Origin of the sequence: Cupriavidus taiwanensis LMG 19424, from assembly GCF_000069785.1 — a bacterium.
Classification (GTDB): Bacteria; Pseudomonadota; Gammaproteobacteria; order Burkholderiales; family Burkholderiaceae; genus Cupriavidus; species Cupriavidus taiwanensis.
In genome coordinates, this window is record NC_010528.1 from 751360 (window position 1) to 766961 (window position 15602).

Here is a 15602-nt window from a genome sequence, read left to right on the forward strand (position 1 = left end):
CTCCCCTCTCCCGCAAGCGGGAGAGGGAGTACCCAAGCGGTCATGCAAAGCGCATCAGTGCTTCAGCCCCACTACCACCGCATCTGCGCATTCTTGCTATTGGTGCTGACCGTCATGGTCTTGGTCCGGCCCTGGTAGGTCGCGCGCACGTTGTAGGTGCCCGAGGGCGCCTTCAACAGGCAACGCGGTCCGTCCGCGACAAAGCTGGCGACTTCGCGGCCGCCGCGCATCAGCTTGACGTCGACATCCGACAGGTACTCGCCGCGCGCGCCCTGCGTGAACAGCAGGCTCATGTTGTATTTGCGCGCCTGCGACTGCAGCGCGACCTGCTCGTCTTCGGCCACGCCGCCGCAGATATAGGCCACCTGGCCGGCCTGACGCTGCACCATCGCGTCACGCGCCGGCGGCGCAGGCGGCACGGTCAGGGGCGGGCGCGGCTGTGCCGGCGCTGCCACGGGCGGTGGCGCGGGCACCGCCGGCGGCGTGCCGGTGGGCGCGGGCATCGGTGAGGCGGTCGGCGGCGGGGCAGCCGTGGCCGGCGCCGCTATGCCCGGTGCGGGCTCGGCAGCAGGCGGCATGGTGGCCGCTGGCGGCACGGTGGTGGCAGGCGGTACGGTGGCGGCTGGCGGCACACTCGTGGCGGGCGGCGTGGTGACGCCTGGCGTCGGTGCCATGGCGCCTGGCGCAGGGGCCGGTGCAGCAGTCGCTGGCGCGGCCGGGGTTGCCGGCGCGGGGTTGGCATCGACCACGGGTGCCTGCGCATGGCTGGCGGCGGGCACCAGGGCCAGCAGGGCGACCGCGCCGGCGCCGAGCGCGAGCACCAGGCGTTTCACGCGCGTGCGGCGTGCCAGGCGCGCTTCGACAACCTGTAGTGAACGGGTAGGGGCAAACGGGGGCAGTTGCGGCATCGTGGCCTCCTGGGCAAGCTTGGGAATCAGATACCCCGGAGGACCCCGTCGGGATCACTCCGGGTGTCTCTTTTCCATGCTAGGGCCCAGGAACAGGCGACACTGCCGGGCGTGGTCCTACATCCGCGTCAGCCGACGGCGCATTCGGCCGGTAAGCGACGCGCGCGCGACTTCATGGCTGGCTCACCAGGCGCTTCGGCACCGACAGGGTCAGCGCGGCGCCCACGACCAGGCACACGGCCAGCAGGTACATGCCGGAATCCGTGCTATGGGTCAGGTCCTTGAGCCAGCCCACCGCATACGGGCTGAGAAAGCCGGCGAGGTTGCCGAGCGAGTTGATCAGCGCAATGCCGGCGGCCGCGCCGGTGCCCGCCAGGAACGCCGTGGGCAGGCTCCAGAACAGCGGCAGCGTGGTCAGGATGCCGATCGTCGCCAGCGTCAGCGCCACCATCGCCAGCGTGGTGTCGCCGTGCCATTGCACCGACAGCACCAGTCCCAGCGCGCCAGCGAGCGCCGGCAGCGCGATATGCCAGCGGCGCTCGCCGCTGCGGTCGGCACTGTAGGCCATCAGCACCATGCCGACCACCGCGCAGCCATAGGGGATGGCGGTCAGCAGCCCGATGTCGAGCGCGCCCTTGACTCCGGTCTGCTTGATGATGGTGGGCAGCCAGAAGCTGACGCCGTACAGGCCCATCACGAAGCAGAAGTAGATCGCGCTCATCAGCCACACGCGCGGGCTGGCCAGCACGGTGCGGATCGGCGCGTCCTCCTTGTGCGCGTTGTCGCTGGCGATATTGCGCTCCAGCAGCGCCTTTTCCTCGGTCGTCAGCCACTTGGCGTGGGCGATGCGGTCATCCAGGTAGGCCAGCACCCACAGCCCCACCAGGATCGACGGAATGCCTTCCAGCAGGAACATCCACTGCCAGCCCGACCAGCCGTTGTGGCCGTCGAACGACTGCATGATCCAGCCCGACAGCGGCCCGCCGATCACGCCCGACAGCGCGATCGCGGTCATGAAGAAGGTGGTGGTGCGCCCGCGCCGGTTGGCCGGGTACCAGTAGGTCAGGTACAGGATGATGCCGGGGAAGAAGCCGGCCTCGGCAATGCCCAGCAGGAAGCGCAGCACATAGAACATGGTCGGCGTGGTGACGAACATCATCGCCGCCGAGATCGCGCCCCAGGTGATCATGATGCGCGCGATCCAGATGCGCGCGCCCACCTTGTGCAGGATCACATTGCTCGGCACTTCGAACAGGAAGTAGCCGATGAAGAAGATGCCCGCGCCGAGGCCGTAGACGGTCTCGCTGAACTTCAGGTCGTTCAGCATCTGCAGCTTGGCGAAGCCCACGTTGACGCGGTCCAGGTAAGCCACCACGTAGCACAGCAACAGGAAGGGCACCAGGCGCCAGCTCACCTTGCGGTAGGTGGCGTCTTCAAAGGCGGCGTCGCTGACGCCGGGGTTCACTGCGGTCGTTGTCATGCTGTCTCCTGAGGAAATGGCGTTTCTGTATGACGCGTTCTTGCAGCTACCGTACGACTGGGCAAGCGGGAAAGCTGGCGCGGGTTCAGACGCAGCGGCCGCCGTCCACTTCGATGCAGGTGCCGGTGATGAAGGCGGCTTCGTCCGAGGCCAGGTACAGGCAGGCGTTGGCCACGTCCTGCGGCGTCGACATGCGTCCCATCGGGATGGTGGCGAGGAACCTGGCGCGGTTTTCGGGCGTGTCGGGCATGCCCATGAATTCCTCGAGCAGCGCGGTGGCGCCGATCACCGGGTTGACGCAGTTGACGCGGATATTGTCCGGGCCGAGCTCCGCGGCCATGGCCTTGCTCGCCGTGATCACCGCGCCCTTGCTGCCGTTGTACCAGACCAGCCCCGGCCGCGGCCGGATGCCGGCGGTAGAAGCGATATTGACGAACACGCCGCCGCCGCGCTGGCGGAAATGCGGGATAAACGCGCGCGCCGACCAGTAGATGCTCTTCACATTGACGGCATAGACGCGGTCGAACTCGTCTTCGGTGATTTCCAGGATGGGCTTGTTGCGATGGGTGGTGCCGGCGTTGTTGACGACGATGTTCACGTCGCCGAAGACGGAAAGGGCGGCGTCGCGCATGGCCTCGGTGTCGGCTTCGCGCGAGACATCGGCGCGCACCGCGCGGGCGCGGCCGCCGGCGTCGCGGATCGCCGCGGCGACACGCTCGGCGGCATCCTCGCGCAGGTCGGCCACCACCACGTTGGCGCCTTCGCGGGCGAAGGTGTGGGCAATGCCTTCGCCGAAGCCGGAACCGCCGCCGGTGACGATCGCTACCTTGTTGGCCAGTCTCATGGCTTGTCTCCTCAGTATCTTGGTGATGTTCGGTGCAAGGCGGGGCTAGTGCGAAAACGGCCCGCGCCCCCTCAGGGCATTCGCCACCATCATCAGCGCCAGCAGGAACGGCAGCGCGACATACAGGCACCAGTGCACGCGGTCGCCGACCACGTCGCCCCACTTGCGCTTGAACACCTGCAGCCGCGGCATGCCGGAAGGATTGGTGGCGCGCTTGTTCCGCACATGCCAGGCCATCCAGAAAAAGAAGATGGCAAAGGCGACCGACAGGAAATTAATGTTACCCATGTTGAATGGCGATGGTTTTCAGGGTGGTGAATCCGTACAGGGCCTCGAAGCCCTTTTCGCGGCCGTAGCCGGACTGGCCGCTGCCGCCGAAGGGCAGCTCCACGCCGCCGCCGGCGCCGTAGTTGTTGATAAAGACCTGGCCCGCGCGCAGCTTGTGCGCCAGGCGCAGCTGGCGCCCGCCGTCGCGGGTCCAGACCCCGGCGACCAGCCCGTAGGGCGTGCCGTTGGCCAGCGCGATGGCTTCGGCCTCGGTGTCGAAGGGCATGGCCGCCAGCAGCGGGCCGAACACTTCTTCCTGCGCCAGCCGGTGCGCGGGCGGCACGTCGCGGAACAGCATCGGCACCTGGTAGTAGCCGGCCTCGGGCGCCTCGCCCACGATCTGGCCCTGCGCCATCACCGCCACGCCGGCGTGCTGCGCATCCGAGACGAAGTCCCACACGCGCTGCTGCTGCTTGCGGCTGATCAGCGGCCCGCATTCGAGGTCCAGTTCCGACGGGCCCACGCGCAGCGATTCGAACACCGAAGCCAGCCGGTCGAGCAGCAGGTCGTAGACCGGGCGCTCCACCAGCAGGCGGCTGCCGGCCGAGCAGGTCTGGCCGGCGTTCTGCACGATGCCGTTGACCACCACGGGTACCAGCGCGTCCAGGTCGGCATCGGCGAATACGATCTGCGGCGACTTGCCGCCCAGCTCGAGCGTGACCGGCACGTGGTTCTCGGCGGCCAGTTGCGATACCAGCTTGCCGGTCTGGGGCGAGCCGGTGAACGAGATGTGTTGAATGCCGGGGTGGCGCGCCAGCGCTGCGCCGGCCTCGTGGCCGTAGCCGGTGATGATGTTGAGCGCGCCTTCGGGCAGGCCGGCCTCGGCGGCGATCTCCGCCACGCGCAGTAGCGACAGGCAGGCATCCTCGGCCGGCTTGACCACGCACGCGTTGCCGGCGGCCAGCGCCGCGCCGACGCTGCGCCCGAAGATCTGCAGCGGGTAGTTCCACGGGATGATGTGGCCGGTCACGCCGTGCGGCTCCCGCACCGTCAGCACGGTGTAGCCCGGGTTGTAGGGGATGGTCTGTCCGTGCAGCTTGTCGACCGCACCGGCGTAGAACTCGAAGTAGCGCGCGACCGCGCGGGCATCGGCACGCGCCTGGCGCAGCGGCTTGCCGGTGTCGCGCGCCTCGAGCGCGGCCAGTTCCTCTTCGTGGGCGATCAGCGCCACGGCGACGCGGTTGAGCAGGCGCACCCGCTCGGCCGGGGCCATCTGGCCCCAGGCACCGTCGGCGGCCTGGCGCGCCGCATGGACGGCGACGTTGATATCGGTGGCGTTGCCGCGCGCGATCTCGGCGAACGGCTCGCCGTTGGACGGATCGAACACCTTGATGCGCAGGCCGTTGTCGGGCGCGATCAGGCGGTTGGCGACGAAGTGCTGGGCGTGCATGGGTGGCTCCGGGGCAACAGGGTGCAACAAGAGAAGGCTGGGCAGCGGGGGCGCTGCGCTATTCAGCGACGGCTGAAGAATGCGCCATTATCGCCGACGCCGGCGTCGCTGCAACGCGTTGCAGCGGGCCTGCGAAGTCAGAACGGGCGGCGGCTTGTCAGCAACCGGTCAGGCATGAGCCGCTATAATGCCCGCCATCCAACACACACCGCACGCATCTGGAGAACCGCATGAGCTTCAATCTCGTATCCCCGGGCAAGGACATCCCCAACGATTTCAACGTCATCATCGAGATCTCGGCCCAGAGCGATCCGGTGAAGTACGAGGCCGACAAGGAAACCGGCCTGCTGTTCGTCGACCGCTTCATCGGTACCGGCATGCGCTACCCGGCCAACTACGGCTACATCCCGCAGACGCTGTCGGGCGACGGCGACCCGGTGGACGTGCTGGTGCTGTCGCCGTTCCCGATCCTGGCCGGCGCCGTGGTGCGGTGCCGTGCACTCGGCATGCTGAAGATGACCGACGAGTCCGGCGTGGACGCCAAGCTGGTCGCCGTTCCGGTCGACAAGCTGTCGCCGGCCACCGCCTACATGAAGGGCCTTTCCGACGTGCCGCAAAACCTGCTCGACCAGATCAAGCACTTCTTTGAGCACTACAAGGCACTGGAGGCCGGCAAGTGGGTCAAGGTGGAAGGCTGGGCCGGCATCGAGGAAGCCCACAAGGAAATCACCGACGGCGTCGCCAACTACAAGAAGTAAGCTGAACCGTCGCTGAACCGATCTGCAGCAGCCCCGCTTAGGCGGGGTTTTTTATTGCCGCGCGCTTGATACACGTTAGGACCCGGCCAGGCGGCGTGCGCTACGCTGTGCGGGTAATGACAACAGGAGTCCTTATGCATCCCGTCACCGAAATCCAGGCTTCGCCGCAGACGCTGCCGTCGTTGCGCCGCTATGACAGGCTGGCGGTGTCGTTCCATTGGGCGGTGTTCGTGCTGGTGGCGCTGGCCTATGCCGCGATCGAACTGAAGGGCAGCTTCGCCAAAGGCACGCCGCCACGCGCGCTCGCCATGGCGGTGCATGAATGGGCCGGCGCGCTGGTGCTGGTGCTGGCCGTGCCGCGCCTGCTGTGGCGCCTGCTGCGCGGCGCGCCCGCGCCGGAGCCGGGCGCACGCTGGATGCAACGCGCCGGCGCAGCCATGCACTGGGTGCTGTACCTGTTTATCCTGGCGCAGCCGCTGCTGGGCCTGCTGGCGATGAATGCCGGCGGCCATCTGCTGGCGTTGCCTGCACTGGGGATCGAAGTGCCCGCGCTGGTCGCGCCCGACCCGGCGCTGAAGGACAGCGTGAAGGAAATCCACGAAACCCTGGGCACCGCGTTCTACCTGGTCATTGGCCTGCACGCGATGGCGGCGCTGTTCCACCACTACATGCTGGGCGACGGCACGCTGCGGCGCATGTGGCGCTGAGCGACGCAGGCGTCAGGCACGCGCGAACGGGTTGCGTTCGCCCAGCTCGTCCAGGTAGGCGTCGATGCCCTGGCGCTCGCGCGCCAGGAAGCGCTCGACGGCATCGGCGAATGCCGGGTGCGCCAGCCAGTGGGCCGAGCGCGTGGGCACCGGCAGGAAGCCGCGCGCCATCTTGTGCTCGCCCTGTGCGCCGCCCTCGAAGGTGCCGATGCCGTGCTCGATGCAGAACTCGAGCGGCTGGTAATACGCGGTCTCGAAATGCAGGCACGGGTGGTATTCCAGCGCGCCCCAGTAGCGCCCGTAAAGCGTGCTGACCTCGGGCGCCGCGTCGTAGACCACCAGCGAACTGGCGATGGGCTGGCCGGCGCGCTCGGCGATCACCAGCAGCAGGTGCTGCGGCATGGCGGCGCCGATGCGGCGGAAGAAGTCCAGGTTCAGGTAGGGCGTGGAATGGTGCTCGCGGTAGGTCTGGCGATAGCAGCGGTTGAAGAACTTCCACGCCGCGTCGTCGATCTCGGCGCCGCGCAGGCGGCGGAAGGTGATGCCGGCCTGCGCCACCTGGCGGCGCTCGGCGCGGATGTTCTTGCGCTTCTTCTGCGACAGCGTGGCGAGAAAGTCGTCGAAGCTGCCGTAGCCGTCGTTGGTCCAGTGGAACTGCACGCCGTGCCGCATCAGCATGCCGGCCTGCTCCATCAGCGCGGCCTCGGCCTCGTCCGGAAACAGGATGTGCAGCGACGACATCTGGCTCTCGGCGGCCAGCGCCAGCGCCACCTGCAGCAGCAGCCGGCGCGCATGGGCGTCTTCGGCCAGCAGCCGCGCGCCGCGTACCGGGGTGAACGGGATCGCCGCCAGCCACTTGGGGTAGTACTCGATGCCGTTGCGCGCATAGGCGTCGGCCCAGGCCCAGTCGAAGACATACTCGCCATAGGAATGCGCCTTGGCATAGAGCGGCATGGCGGCGGCCAGCCGCTCCGGGCGGCCCGCCGCCGACGGCGCCCATAACGTCAGGTAGCGCGGATGCCATCCGGTCTCGGCGCAGGCGCTGCCGCTGACGTGCAGCGCGTGCAGGAAGGCGTGCCTGAGGAAGGGCGTGGCGTCGGCGTGGCGGCCCACCAGGGCGTCCCAGGCCGCGGCATCGACCTGGCCCAGGTCGGAGACGATCTCGGTACGGTACTCCGGGGCGGCATCGCCCGCTTCGCTGCGCGTTTGCCGTGCCGGCTGGCCTTGCCCGGGCACGCATGATTCAGACTGCATTGCACCAGTTCCCTTTGTGGACCGGTCGAGTCTACCGGAAACCCCGCGCCGGGGTGGCACGCGGCAGGCGGGGGGCCGGCGTCGTAAAATGGAGCGTCCTGGTCAATAGTGCTTTCCCAGGCATCCATGGATGCACCGGGCGATCCGCACGCTTGCGGCTGGTCCCACGGGCCGCCGCACGACTCCCCAATACCAAGGCCCGATATGAAAAACCTGTTTTTCAACCTGTATTCGCACGGCTTTGCGCGCGTCGCGGTGGGCGTGCCGGTCTGCCGCGTCGCCGACCCGGCCTTCAACGCCAACGAGACCATTGCCCTGGCGACGCAGGCGGCGCAGCGCGGCGCCGTGCTGGTCGCGTTCCCGGAACTGGGGCTGTCGGCCTATACCTGCGACGACCTGTTCCACCAGCGCGCGCTGCTGGATGCCTGCCAGGCGGCGCTGGCGACCATCGTCGAAGCCTCGCGCAAGCTGCCGGTGGCGCTGGTGGTGGGCATGCCGCTGCGGGTCGAGCACCAGCTGTTCAACTGCGCCGTGGTGGTGGCGCGCGGGCGCATCCAGGGCGTGGTGCCCAAGACCTACCTGCCCAACTACTGGGAGTTCTACGAGGCGCGCCAGTTCAGCGCCGCCGACAACGCCGCGGTCGATTCGATCGAGCTGCTGGGCCAACAGGTGCCGTTCGGCGCCGGCCTGCTGTTCGACATCGAGGACATCCCCGACTTCCGCTTCCACGCCGAAATCTGCGAGGACGTATGGGTGCCGATCCCGCCGTCGTCGTTCGCGGCGCTGGCCGGGGCTACGGTGCTGGTCAACCTGTCGGCATCGAATATCGTGGTCGGCAAGTCGGGCTACCGGCACCAGCTGGTGTCGCAGCAGTCGGCGCGCTGCCTGGCGGCCTACCTGTACACCTCGGCCGGCAAGGGCGAGTCGTCCACCGACCTGGCCTGGGACGGCCAGGCGCTGATCTGCGAGAACGGCGAGCTGCTGGCCGAGTCCGAGCGCTTTGCCGACACCTCGCACCTGCTGTTCGCCGATATCGACGTCGAGCGGCTCTCGCGCGAGCGCATGCACCAGGTGACCTTCGGCCACTCGGTGCGGCGGCACAAGGCCGAGGTGGACCAGTTCCGCGTCGTGCGCTTCCCGCTCGACCTGACGCTGGAAAAGTCGCTGCCGCTGGAGCGCAACGTGGCGCGCTTCCCGTACGTGCCGGCGGATCCGCGCCAGCGCGACGAACGCTGCATGGAGGTCTACAACATCCAGGTGCAGGCGCTGGTGCAGCGGCTGTCCGCAAGCAAGATCAGCAAGGTGGTGATCGGCGTCTCGGGCGGGCTCGATTCCACCCACGCGCTGCTGGTCTGCGCCAAGGCGATGGACCGGCTGGGCCTGCCGCGCGCCAATATCCTCGCGTACACCATGCCCGGCTTTGCCACCAGCGGCCGCACGCTGCAGCAGGCGCGCCAGCTGATGCAGGTGGTCGGCTGCACCGCCACCGAGATCGATATCCGGCCATCGTGCCTGGCGATGCTGAAGGACCTGGGCCACCCCTATGCCGCCGGCGAAAAGGTCTACGACGTGACCTTCGAGAATGTGCAGGCGGGCGAGCGCACCAACCACCTGTTCCGGCTGGCCAACTACAACCATGCCATCGTGATCGGCACCGGCGACCTGAGCGAGCTGGCGCTGGGCTGGTGCACCTATGGCGTGGGCGACCACATGTCGCACTACAACGTCAACGCGAGCGTGCCGAAGACGCTGATCTCGCACCTGGTGCGCTGGGTCGCCGAGACCGGGCAGGTCGGCGCGGGCGGCTCGGACGTGCTGCTGGCGGTGCTCGACACCGACATCAGCCCCGAGCTGGTCCCCGGCGACAGCAACCACGGCCCCGAGCAGAAGACCGAAAGCACCATCGGCCCGTACGAGCTGCAGGACTTCAACCTCTACTACACGCTGCGCTTTGGCTTTACCCCGTCCAAGATCGCCTTCCTGGCACTGCATGCCTGGGGCGACCGCGAGCGCGGCATCTGGCCCAACGGCCCGCACGTGGCGCGCAACCAGTACGGCCTGCCCGACATCAAGCGCAACCTGGCGATCTTCCTGGACCGCTTCTTCCGCACCAGCCAGTTCAAGCGCTCGTGCGTGCCGAATGCGCCCAAGGTGGGGTCGGGCGGCTCGTTGTCGCCACGCGGCGACTGGCGTGCGCCCAGCGACTCGGAGTCGGTGGTGTGGCTCGCGGACCTGGAGAAGGTGCCGGATTGAGCGCCGCGGTCGGCGGACATGGTGCTGGAGTGCGGCGTTGTGCACAGGTTCTCCAGTGCCTGTCCCCAGGGTTATCCACAGGCGCGGACGGCTCCGGATGCACGCTTGGCCACGCAACCGCCGCGCCGCATGTGCCGCAGGCAAAAATGCAAGCGCCCAAGGGCTGTTAAAATGCCCTCCGGAGAGCGCCGCGTCCGCGGCGATGCGCCGCCAGGCGCGTGAACAAACGATAAACAGGGGCCAGTCATGAAGCAGATTACCGCCATCATCAAACCGTTCAAGCTCGACGAGGTGCGTGAAGCCCTGGCTGATGTCGGCGTGACCGGGCTGACGGTGACCGAAGTAAAGGGATTTGGCCGCCAGAAAGGGCATACCGAGCTGTACCGCGGCGCCGAGTACGTGGTCGACTTCCTGCCCAAGATCAAGATCGAAGTGGTGGTGGCCGAGAACCAGCTCGACACCGTGCTGGACGCCATCGTCAAGGCCGCCCACACCGGCAAGATCGGCGACGGCAAGATCTTCGTCACCGAGATCGAGCGCGTGATCCGCATCCGCACTGGCGAGCAGGACGAAGCCGCCGTCTGAGCCATCGGCCAGCTCAGCGAGACGCCGCCTTGCAGGGCGGCGTTTTCATTGGTGCGTGCGCGCCGGCCGCCAGCTCAGCTCGGCAGCTTCCAGCCATAGCGCACCGAGACCAGGCGCATGGCGATGATCGCCAGCGCGCCGGTCAGCAGCGCCGCCTCCTGCTGTACCTCGACCCAGGTCAGTCCGATATAGATCCAGCAGCCGATGAACGAGCAGGTGGCATAGGGCGAGCGGTCACGCAGGATCATCGGCACTTCATTGCACAGCACGTCGCGCACCACGCCGCCGAACACGGCGGAGATGATGCCCATCATGACCGCCACGGTGGGAGTCATCTGCGCCACCAGCGCCAGCGAGGCGCCGGTCACCGAGAACAGGCCCAGCCCGATGGCGTCGGCCACGATCATGGCCCGGTCCGAAGCCACGCGGCTGACCACGCGCAGCACGAACGACGCGCCGAACGACATCACGAAGATCAGCAGCACATAGCCTTCATGGTCGACCCAGTAGAACGGGCGCCGGTCGAGCAGCACGTCGCGCACGGTGCCGCCGCCGAAGGCGGTGGCAAAGGCCACCACGAAGGTGCCGACCACGTCCAGGCGCTGCTTGCGCGCATCGACTACCCCCGAGACCGCGAAGGCGAGCACGCCGATCACCTCCATGATGTGGAGGATCAGGGGCAGCGGCCCCATCAGCAACGCGAGCGGAACGTGCATCCGGGCGTGTCGTCAGGCGCGCGGCTGGCGCAGCAGCACCATCAGCGCGCCGGCGCCGCCTTCGGCTTCGCGCGCCTGCACGAAGGCCAGCACTTCCTCCTTCTGCACCAGCCAGCTGCGCACCTTGCCCTTGAGCACCGGCAGCTTGTCGGGCGAACCCAGGCCCTTGCCGTGGATCACGCGCACGCAGCGCACGCCGTTGCGCACCGAGCGGCGCAGGAACTCGGCCAGCGCCTCGCGCGCCTCGTCGCTGCGCAGGCCGTGCAGGTCGACCTTGTCCTGCGGCACCCATTCGCCGCGGCGCAGCTTGCGCACCACGTCCATGCCGATGCCAGGCCGGCGGAATGACAGCGTCTCGTCGGTTTCGAGCAGGCTTTCCACATCGAATTCGTCGGAGAGGGACGCCTGCAGCACCGCCTGGTCGTTGCGCTGGGATTGCACCGGCACGGGGGCGGGCTTGCTGGGGGGATGGTGGGCGCGGTTGCGGTCGCGCAGCTGGCTGACCTGGCCCACGCTGGTGCGAAAGACGTCGGCCTCGGCGCGGGCGCGCGCGGCCGCCTGCTCGGCGGCGAGGCGCTCGGCCTCGCGGCGCTCGGTCTCGGCCTTGAGGGTGTCGCGCAGCCTGGCAAGGTCGTTCAGGCCGAGGCGTTGGGGCGGTCGGTCGGGTTTGCGGGCGCCGTGCGTCATTGAAAAAATCTCCGGAGGCTCGGCGCCGATTATATCGACTGGCGGGGCCGCGGGCGGGCCCGTGCCCGGGTGACGCGCCGGCGGCGGCAATGGCCGCCGGCGGGGGGCTTACTTCAGGGCTTCGACGAAGCGCTGCGCGTCCAGCGCGGCCATGCAGCCGGTGCCGGCGCTGGTGATGGCCTGGCGGTAGACGTGGTCCTGCACGTCGCCGGCGGCGAACACGCCCGGCACGCTGGTGGCCGTGGCGTCGCCCTGCAGGCCCGACTTGGTCACCAGGTAGCCGTTCTCCATGGCCAGCTGGCCGGTGAACAGGTCGGTGTTGGGCTTGTGGCCGATGGCGATGAAGACGCCGGCCAGCTTCAGCTCTTCGGTCTGACCGGTCTTGGTGCCGCGCACGCGGATGCCGGTAACGCCGGACTCGTCGCCCAGCACTTCGTCCAGCACGCTGTCGTAGCGGATCACCACGCGGCCTTCCTTTTCACGCTGCAGCAGGCGGTCGACCAGGATCGGTTCGGCGCGGAAGCTGTCGCGGCGGTGGATCACGGTGACCTTGCTGGCGATATGCGACAGGTACAGCGCTTCTTCCACGGCGGTATTGCCGCCGCCGACCACGGCCACTTCCTGGTTCTTGTAGAAGAAGCCGTCGCAGGTGGCGCAGGCGGACACGCCGCGGCCCATGAAGGATTCCTCGGACGGCAGGCCCAGGTACTGGGCCGAGGCGCCGGTGGCGATGATCAGCGCGTCGCAGGTGTACTCGCCGGCGTCGCCGATCAGCGTGAAGGGGCGGGCCGGCTTGCCGTGCTCGTCCACCAGCTTCGCGGTATGGATGTGATCGAAGATGATTTCGGTCTTGAATTCCTCGGCGTGCGCCAGCAGGCGCTGCATCAGCTCGGGGCCCTGGACACCCTTGGCATCGCCCGGCCAGTTCTCGACGTCGGTGGTGGTCATCAGCTGGCCGCCCTGGGCCAGGCCGGTGATCAGCACCGGTTCCAGGTTGGCGCGGGCCGCGTAGACCGCGGCGGTGTAGCCGGCGGGACCGGAACCGAGAATCAGCACTTTTGCGTGTTTTGCCATGATGCGTTCCTGTGGCCGGTGCGGCATGGTGCCCACCGGCATTGCTCGAAAGCGACATTATAAGAGGAGCCGCATTTGCTCACTGTTGCAAATTCCAATGGGTGCGATAGTGTCGGGCCACGTTAAAATGGCCGCCACGATGCCTGCCAGTCACCTGCCGAGTGACCGCCGGGCGCTGGCGGCATCGGTCCGAAACCCTCCGGAATCCCCTAACACGCGAGTTTCAACCAGGCATGGCCCGAGCTACCACGACCACCCGCACCGATCCCTCAGCCTTGCCATCCCGCATCGGCAAACTGCTGGGCGAAGTCCGCTGGTTCCTGCTGCTGGCTGTCACGCTCGGTTTCCTGTGCGTGCTGGCCAGCTACAGCAAGACCGACCCGGGCTGGTCCCATGCCAACCAGGTGGCCGATATCCATAACCTGGGCGGCCGCGTCGGCGCCTGGGTGGCGGATGTGCTGTTCTTCATCTTCGGTTTTTCCGCCTACTGGCTGGCGGTGCTGCTGGTGCGCCGCTGCTGGCGCGGCTGGCGCACGCTGACCGCCGAGCTGCCGGAACGCACCGACCACAGCCTGCACCGCCAGGGCGTTACCGTCAGCTGGATCGGCTTTGTGCTGACCCTGTTCTCCAGCATGGGCCTGGAGGCGATCCGCATGTATCCGCTGCGCGCCGCGCTGCCGCGCGCCCCCGGCGGCGTGCTGGGCGACCTGCTCGGCGGCTGGCTGCAGGTGGCGCTGGGCTTTACCGGCGCAACCCTGCTGCTGTTGCTGCTGCTGGCGATCGGGCTGTCGCTGTTCTTCCATTTCTCGTGGCTGACCGTGGCCGAGCAGATCGGCGGCTTTGTCGAAACCCTGTTCCTGGGCTTCAAGGCCCGCCGCGAGAGCAAGCAGGACCGCATCATCGGCGAGGCCGCCAAGACCGAGCGCAAGGAAACCGTCGAGGTGCAGCGCGTGCGCATCGAAGAGGCGGCGCCGGTGCAGATCGTGCGCCCTCAGGCGGTGCCCAAGCACGAGCGCGTCGAGCGCGAGAAGCAGCAGCCGCTGTTCGCCGACATCCAGGACTCGGACCTGCCGCCGCTGTCGCTGCTGGACCCGATCCCGCCGCACCAGGAGACCGTCAGCGCCGAGACGCTGGAATTCACCTCGCGCCTGATCGAGAAAAAGCTCAAGGACTTCGGCGTCGAGGTCAAGGTGGTGGCGGCCTACCCGGGCCCGGTCATCACCCGGTACGAGATCGAACCCGCCACCGGGGTCAAGGGCAGCCAGGTGGTGAACCTGGCGCGCGACCTGGCCCGTTCGCTGTCGCTGGTGTCGATCCGCGTGGTCGAGACCATCCCCGGCAAGAACTACATGGGGCTGGAGCTGCCCAACCCGAAGCGCCAGACCGTGCGCCTGTCGGAAATCCTGGGCTCGCAGGTCTACAACGAGAGCGCGTCCAGCCTGACCATGGCGCTGGGCAAGGACATTGCCGGCAAGCCGATGGTGGCGGACCTGGCGCGCATGCCGCACTGCATGGTGGCCGGCACCACCGGCTCGGGCAAGTCGGTGGGCATCAATGCGATGATCCTGTCGCTGCTGTACAAGGCCAAGCCCGAAAGCGTGCGCCTGATCCTGATCGACCCGAAGATGCTGGAAATGAGCGTCTACGAGGGCATCCCGCACCTGCTGTGCCCGGTGGTGACCGACATGCGCCAGGCCGGCAACGCGCTGAACTGGGCCGTCGGCGAGATGGAGCGCCGCTACAAGCTGATGAGCAAGCTGGGCGTGCGCAACCTGGCCGGCTACAACAAGAAGATCGACGAGGCCGCGGCAAAGGAAGAGAAGATCCCGAATCCGTTCAGCCTGACCCCGGACGCGCCCGAGCCGCTGGAAAAGCTGCCCACCATCGTCATTGTCATCGACGAGTTGGCCGACCTGATGATGGTGGTCGGCAAGAAGGTGGAAGAGCTGATCGCCCGCATCGCGCAGAAGGCGCGCGCCGCCGGCCTGCACCTGGTGCTGGCCACGCAGCGCCCGTCGGTGGACGTGATCACCGGCCTGATCAAGGCCAATGTGCCGACCCGGATCGCGTTCCAGGTCAGCAGCAAGATCGATTCGCGCACCATCCTCGACCAGCAAGGCGCCGAAACCCTGCTGGGCATGGGCGACATGCTTTACCTGGCGCCAGGCACCGGCCTGCCGGTGCGCGTGCACGGCGCCTTTGTCTCGGACGACGAAGTCCACCGGGTGGTGGAGAAGCTCAAGGAATCCGGCGAGGCCAACTACATCGAGGGCATCCTGGAAGGCGGCCTGACCGATGACGGCGGCGGTGGCGACGGCTTTGGCGGCGGCGCCGGCATCGGCGGAGGCGGCGGCGAAGCCGATCCGCTGTACGACCAGGCGGTCGAGGTGGTGCTGAAGAACCGGCGCGCGTCGATTTCGCTGGTGCAGCGCCACCTGCGCATCGGCTACAACCGCGCGGCGCGGCTGCTCGAGGACATGGAGAAGGCCGGGCTGGTCTCGGCCATGTCGGGCAACGGCAACCGCGACATCCTGGTACAGGGCGGTGCTGCCGCGCGGGATGATGAGTGACTAGCAGAGGCGGGCATCCCGGCTAGCCGTAGATTGCCCATCCTGTGTG

General features: G+C 68.0%; 14 protein-coding genes. 5 read left to right on the forward strand and 9 right to left on the reverse strand.

Features of this window, described 5'->3' with window-relative positions; all coding sequences use genetic code 11:
- Positions 1 to 71: 71 nt before the first annotated feature.
- The 5 genes from RALTA_RS03510 to RALTA_RS03530 all read right to left on the reverse strand — a co-directional run bounded on the left by RALTA_RS03510 (position 72) and on the right by RALTA_RS03530 (position 4949).
- The gene (locus RALTA_RS03510; RefSeq protein WP_012352039.1) at positions 72 to 908 is read right to left on the reverse strand and encodes a hypothetical protein; all 837 of its coding nucleotides are present in this window, start codon (positions 906 to 908) and stop codon (positions 72 to 74) included.
- A gap of 172 nt (positions 909 to 1080) precedes the next feature.
- Positions 1081 to 2388, reverse strand: a complete 1308-nt coding sequence (locus tag RALTA_RS03515) for an MFS transporter (RefSeq protein WP_012352040.1) — start codon at positions 2386 to 2388, stop codon at positions 1081 to 1083.
- An 85-nt stretch (positions 2389 to 2473) separates the two neighbouring features.
- On the reverse strand, positions 2474 to 3232 hold the full coding sequence (locus RALTA_RS03520) for an SDR family oxidoreductase (RefSeq protein ID WP_012352041.1): 759 nt from the start codon (positions 3230 to 3232) through the stop codon (positions 2474 to 2476).
- Positions 3233 to 3277: 45 nt separating this feature from the next.
- Positions 3278 to 3520 carry a hypothetical protein gene (locus tag RALTA_RS03525; protein WP_010813008.1) on the reverse strand — a complete coding sequence of 81 codons (243 nt, stop codon included), beginning with the start codon at positions 3518 to 3520 and terminating at the stop codon, positions 3278 to 3280.
- On the reverse strand, positions 3513 to 4949 hold the full coding sequence (locus tag RALTA_RS03530) for an aldehyde dehydrogenase family protein (protein WP_012352042.1): 1437 nt from the start codon (positions 4947 to 4949) through the stop codon (positions 3513 to 3515). Before RALTA_RS03530 ends, RALTA_RS03525 begins: the two co-directional genes overlap by 8 nt.
- Before the next feature lie 230 nt (positions 4950 to 5179).
- Here RALTA_RS03530 and ppa point away from each other — a divergent pair, with 230 nt between their 5' ends.
- Positions 5180 to 5707 carry an inorganic diphosphatase gene (gene ppa / locus RALTA_RS03535; protein WP_012352043.1) on the forward strand — a complete coding sequence of 176 codons (528 nt, stop codon included), beginning with the start codon at positions 5180 to 5182 and terminating at the stop codon, positions 5705 to 5707.
- A gap of 134 nt (positions 5708 to 5841) precedes the next feature.
- Positions 5842 to 6414 (forward strand): cytochrome b, encoded by a 573-nt coding sequence (locus tag RALTA_RS03540; protein WP_012352044.1) that lies wholly within the window; start codon positions 5842 to 5844, stop codon positions 6412 to 6414.
- 12 nt (positions 6415 to 6426) lie between these two features.
- Here RALTA_RS03540 and RALTA_RS03545 read toward each other — a convergent pair whose 3' ends face one another.
- On the reverse strand, positions 6427 to 7668 hold the full coding sequence (locus RALTA_RS03545) for a GNAT family N-acetyltransferase (protein ID WP_012352045.1): 1242 nt from the start codon (positions 7666 to 7668) through the stop codon (positions 6427 to 6429).
- A 204-nt stretch (positions 7669 to 7872) separates the two neighbouring features.
- Between RALTA_RS03545 and RALTA_RS03550 the strand changes: the two genes are divergently transcribed.
- Positions 7873 to 9921, forward strand: coding sequence for an NAD(+) synthase (locus RALTA_RS03550; RefSeq protein WP_041232066.1), 2049 nt, complete (start codon positions 7873 to 7875; stop codon positions 9919 to 9921).
- A 246-nt stretch (positions 9922 to 10167) separates the two neighbouring features.
- Complete coding sequence (glnK, locus tag RALTA_RS03555; protein ID WP_006162803.1) at positions 10168 to 10506, forward strand: P-II family nitrogen regulator; 339 nt, start codon at positions 10168 to 10170, stop codon at positions 10504 to 10506.
- Between the two features lie 74 nt (positions 10507 to 10580).
- Here glnK and RALTA_RS03560 read toward each other — a convergent pair whose 3' ends face one another.
- The 3 genes from RALTA_RS03560 to trxB form a co-directional block, all read right to left on the reverse strand.
- Positions 10581 to 11222, reverse strand: a complete 642-nt coding sequence (locus RALTA_RS03560; protein ID WP_012352047.1) for a trimeric intracellular cation channel family protein — start codon at positions 11220 to 11222, stop codon at positions 10581 to 10583.
- A gap of 12 nt (positions 11223 to 11234) precedes the next feature.
- A complete protein-coding gene (locus RALTA_RS03565; protein ID WP_012352048.1) occupies positions 11235 to 11909 on the reverse strand; it encodes a Smr/MutS family protein in 675 nt (224 codons plus the stop codon).
- Positions 11910 to 12017: 108 nt separating this feature from the next.
- A complete protein-coding gene (trxB, locus tag RALTA_RS03570; RefSeq protein WP_012352049.1) occupies positions 12018 to 12983 on the reverse strand; it encodes a thioredoxin-disulfide reductase in 966 nt (321 codons plus the stop codon).
- A gap of 233 nt (positions 12984 to 13216) precedes the next feature.
- On the opposite strand from trxB, the gene RALTA_RS03575 reads away from it, so the two are divergent.
- The gene (locus RALTA_RS03575; RefSeq protein WP_012352050.1) at positions 13217 to 15553 is read left to right on the forward strand and encodes a DNA translocase FtsK; all 2337 of its coding nucleotides are present in this window, start codon (positions 13217 to 13219) and stop codon (positions 15551 to 15553) included.
- Positions 15554 to 15602 lie beyond the last annotated feature (49 nt).

Coding starts and splice junctions, on each gene's coding strand:
- RALTA_RS03515 (WP_012352040.1), bottom strand. CDS start 2,388: ATGACAACGACCGCAGTGAACCCCGGCGTCAGCGACGCCGCCTTTGAA.
- ppa (WP_012352043.1), top strand. CDS start 5,180: ATGAGCTTCAATCTCGTATCCCCGGGCAAGGACATCCCCAACGATTTC.
- RALTA_RS03525 (WP_010813008.1), bottom strand. CDS start 3,520: ATGGGTAACATTAATTTCCTGTCGGTCGCCTTTGCCATCTTCTTTTTC.
- RALTA_RS03550 (WP_041232066.1), top strand. CDS start 7,873: ATGAAAAACCTGTTTTTCAACCTGTATTCGCACGGCTTTGCGCGCGTC.
- RALTA_RS03530 (WP_012352042.1), bottom strand. CDS start 4,949: ATGCACGCCCAGCACTTCGTCGCCAACCGCCTGATCGCGCCCGACAAC.
- RALTA_RS03520 (WP_012352041.1), bottom strand. CDS start 3,232: ATGAGACTGGCCAACAAGGTAGCGATCGTCACCGGCGGCGGTTCCGGC.
- RALTA_RS03540 (WP_012352044.1), top strand. CDS start 5,842: ATGCATCCCGTCACCGAAATCCAGGCTTCGCCGCAGACGCTGCCGTCG.
- RALTA_RS03510 (WP_012352039.1), bottom strand. CDS start 908: ATGCCGCAACTGCCCCCGTTTGCCCCTACCCGTTCACTACAGGTTGTC.
- RALTA_RS03545 (WP_012352045.1), bottom strand. CDS start 7,668: ATGCAGTCTGAATCATGCGTGCCCGGGCAAGGCCAGCCGGCACGGCAA.
- glnK (WP_006162803.1), top strand. CDS start 10,168: ATGAAGCAGATTACCGCCATCATCAAACCGTTCAAGCTCGACGAGGTG.
- RALTA_RS03565 (WP_012352048.1), bottom strand. CDS start 11,909: ATGACGCACGGCGCCCGCAAACCCGACCGACCGCCCCAACGCCTCGGC.
- RALTA_RS03575 (WP_012352050.1), top strand. CDS start 13,217: ATGGCCCGAGCTACCACGACCACCCGCACCGATCCCTCAGCCTTGCCA.
- trxB (WP_012352049.1), bottom strand. CDS start 12,983: ATGGCAAAACACGCAAAAGTGCTGATTCTCGGTTCCGGTCCCGCCGGC.
- RALTA_RS03560 (WP_012352047.1), bottom strand. CDS start 11,222: ATGCACGTTCCGCTCGCGTTGCTGATGGGGCCGCTGCCCCTGATCCTC.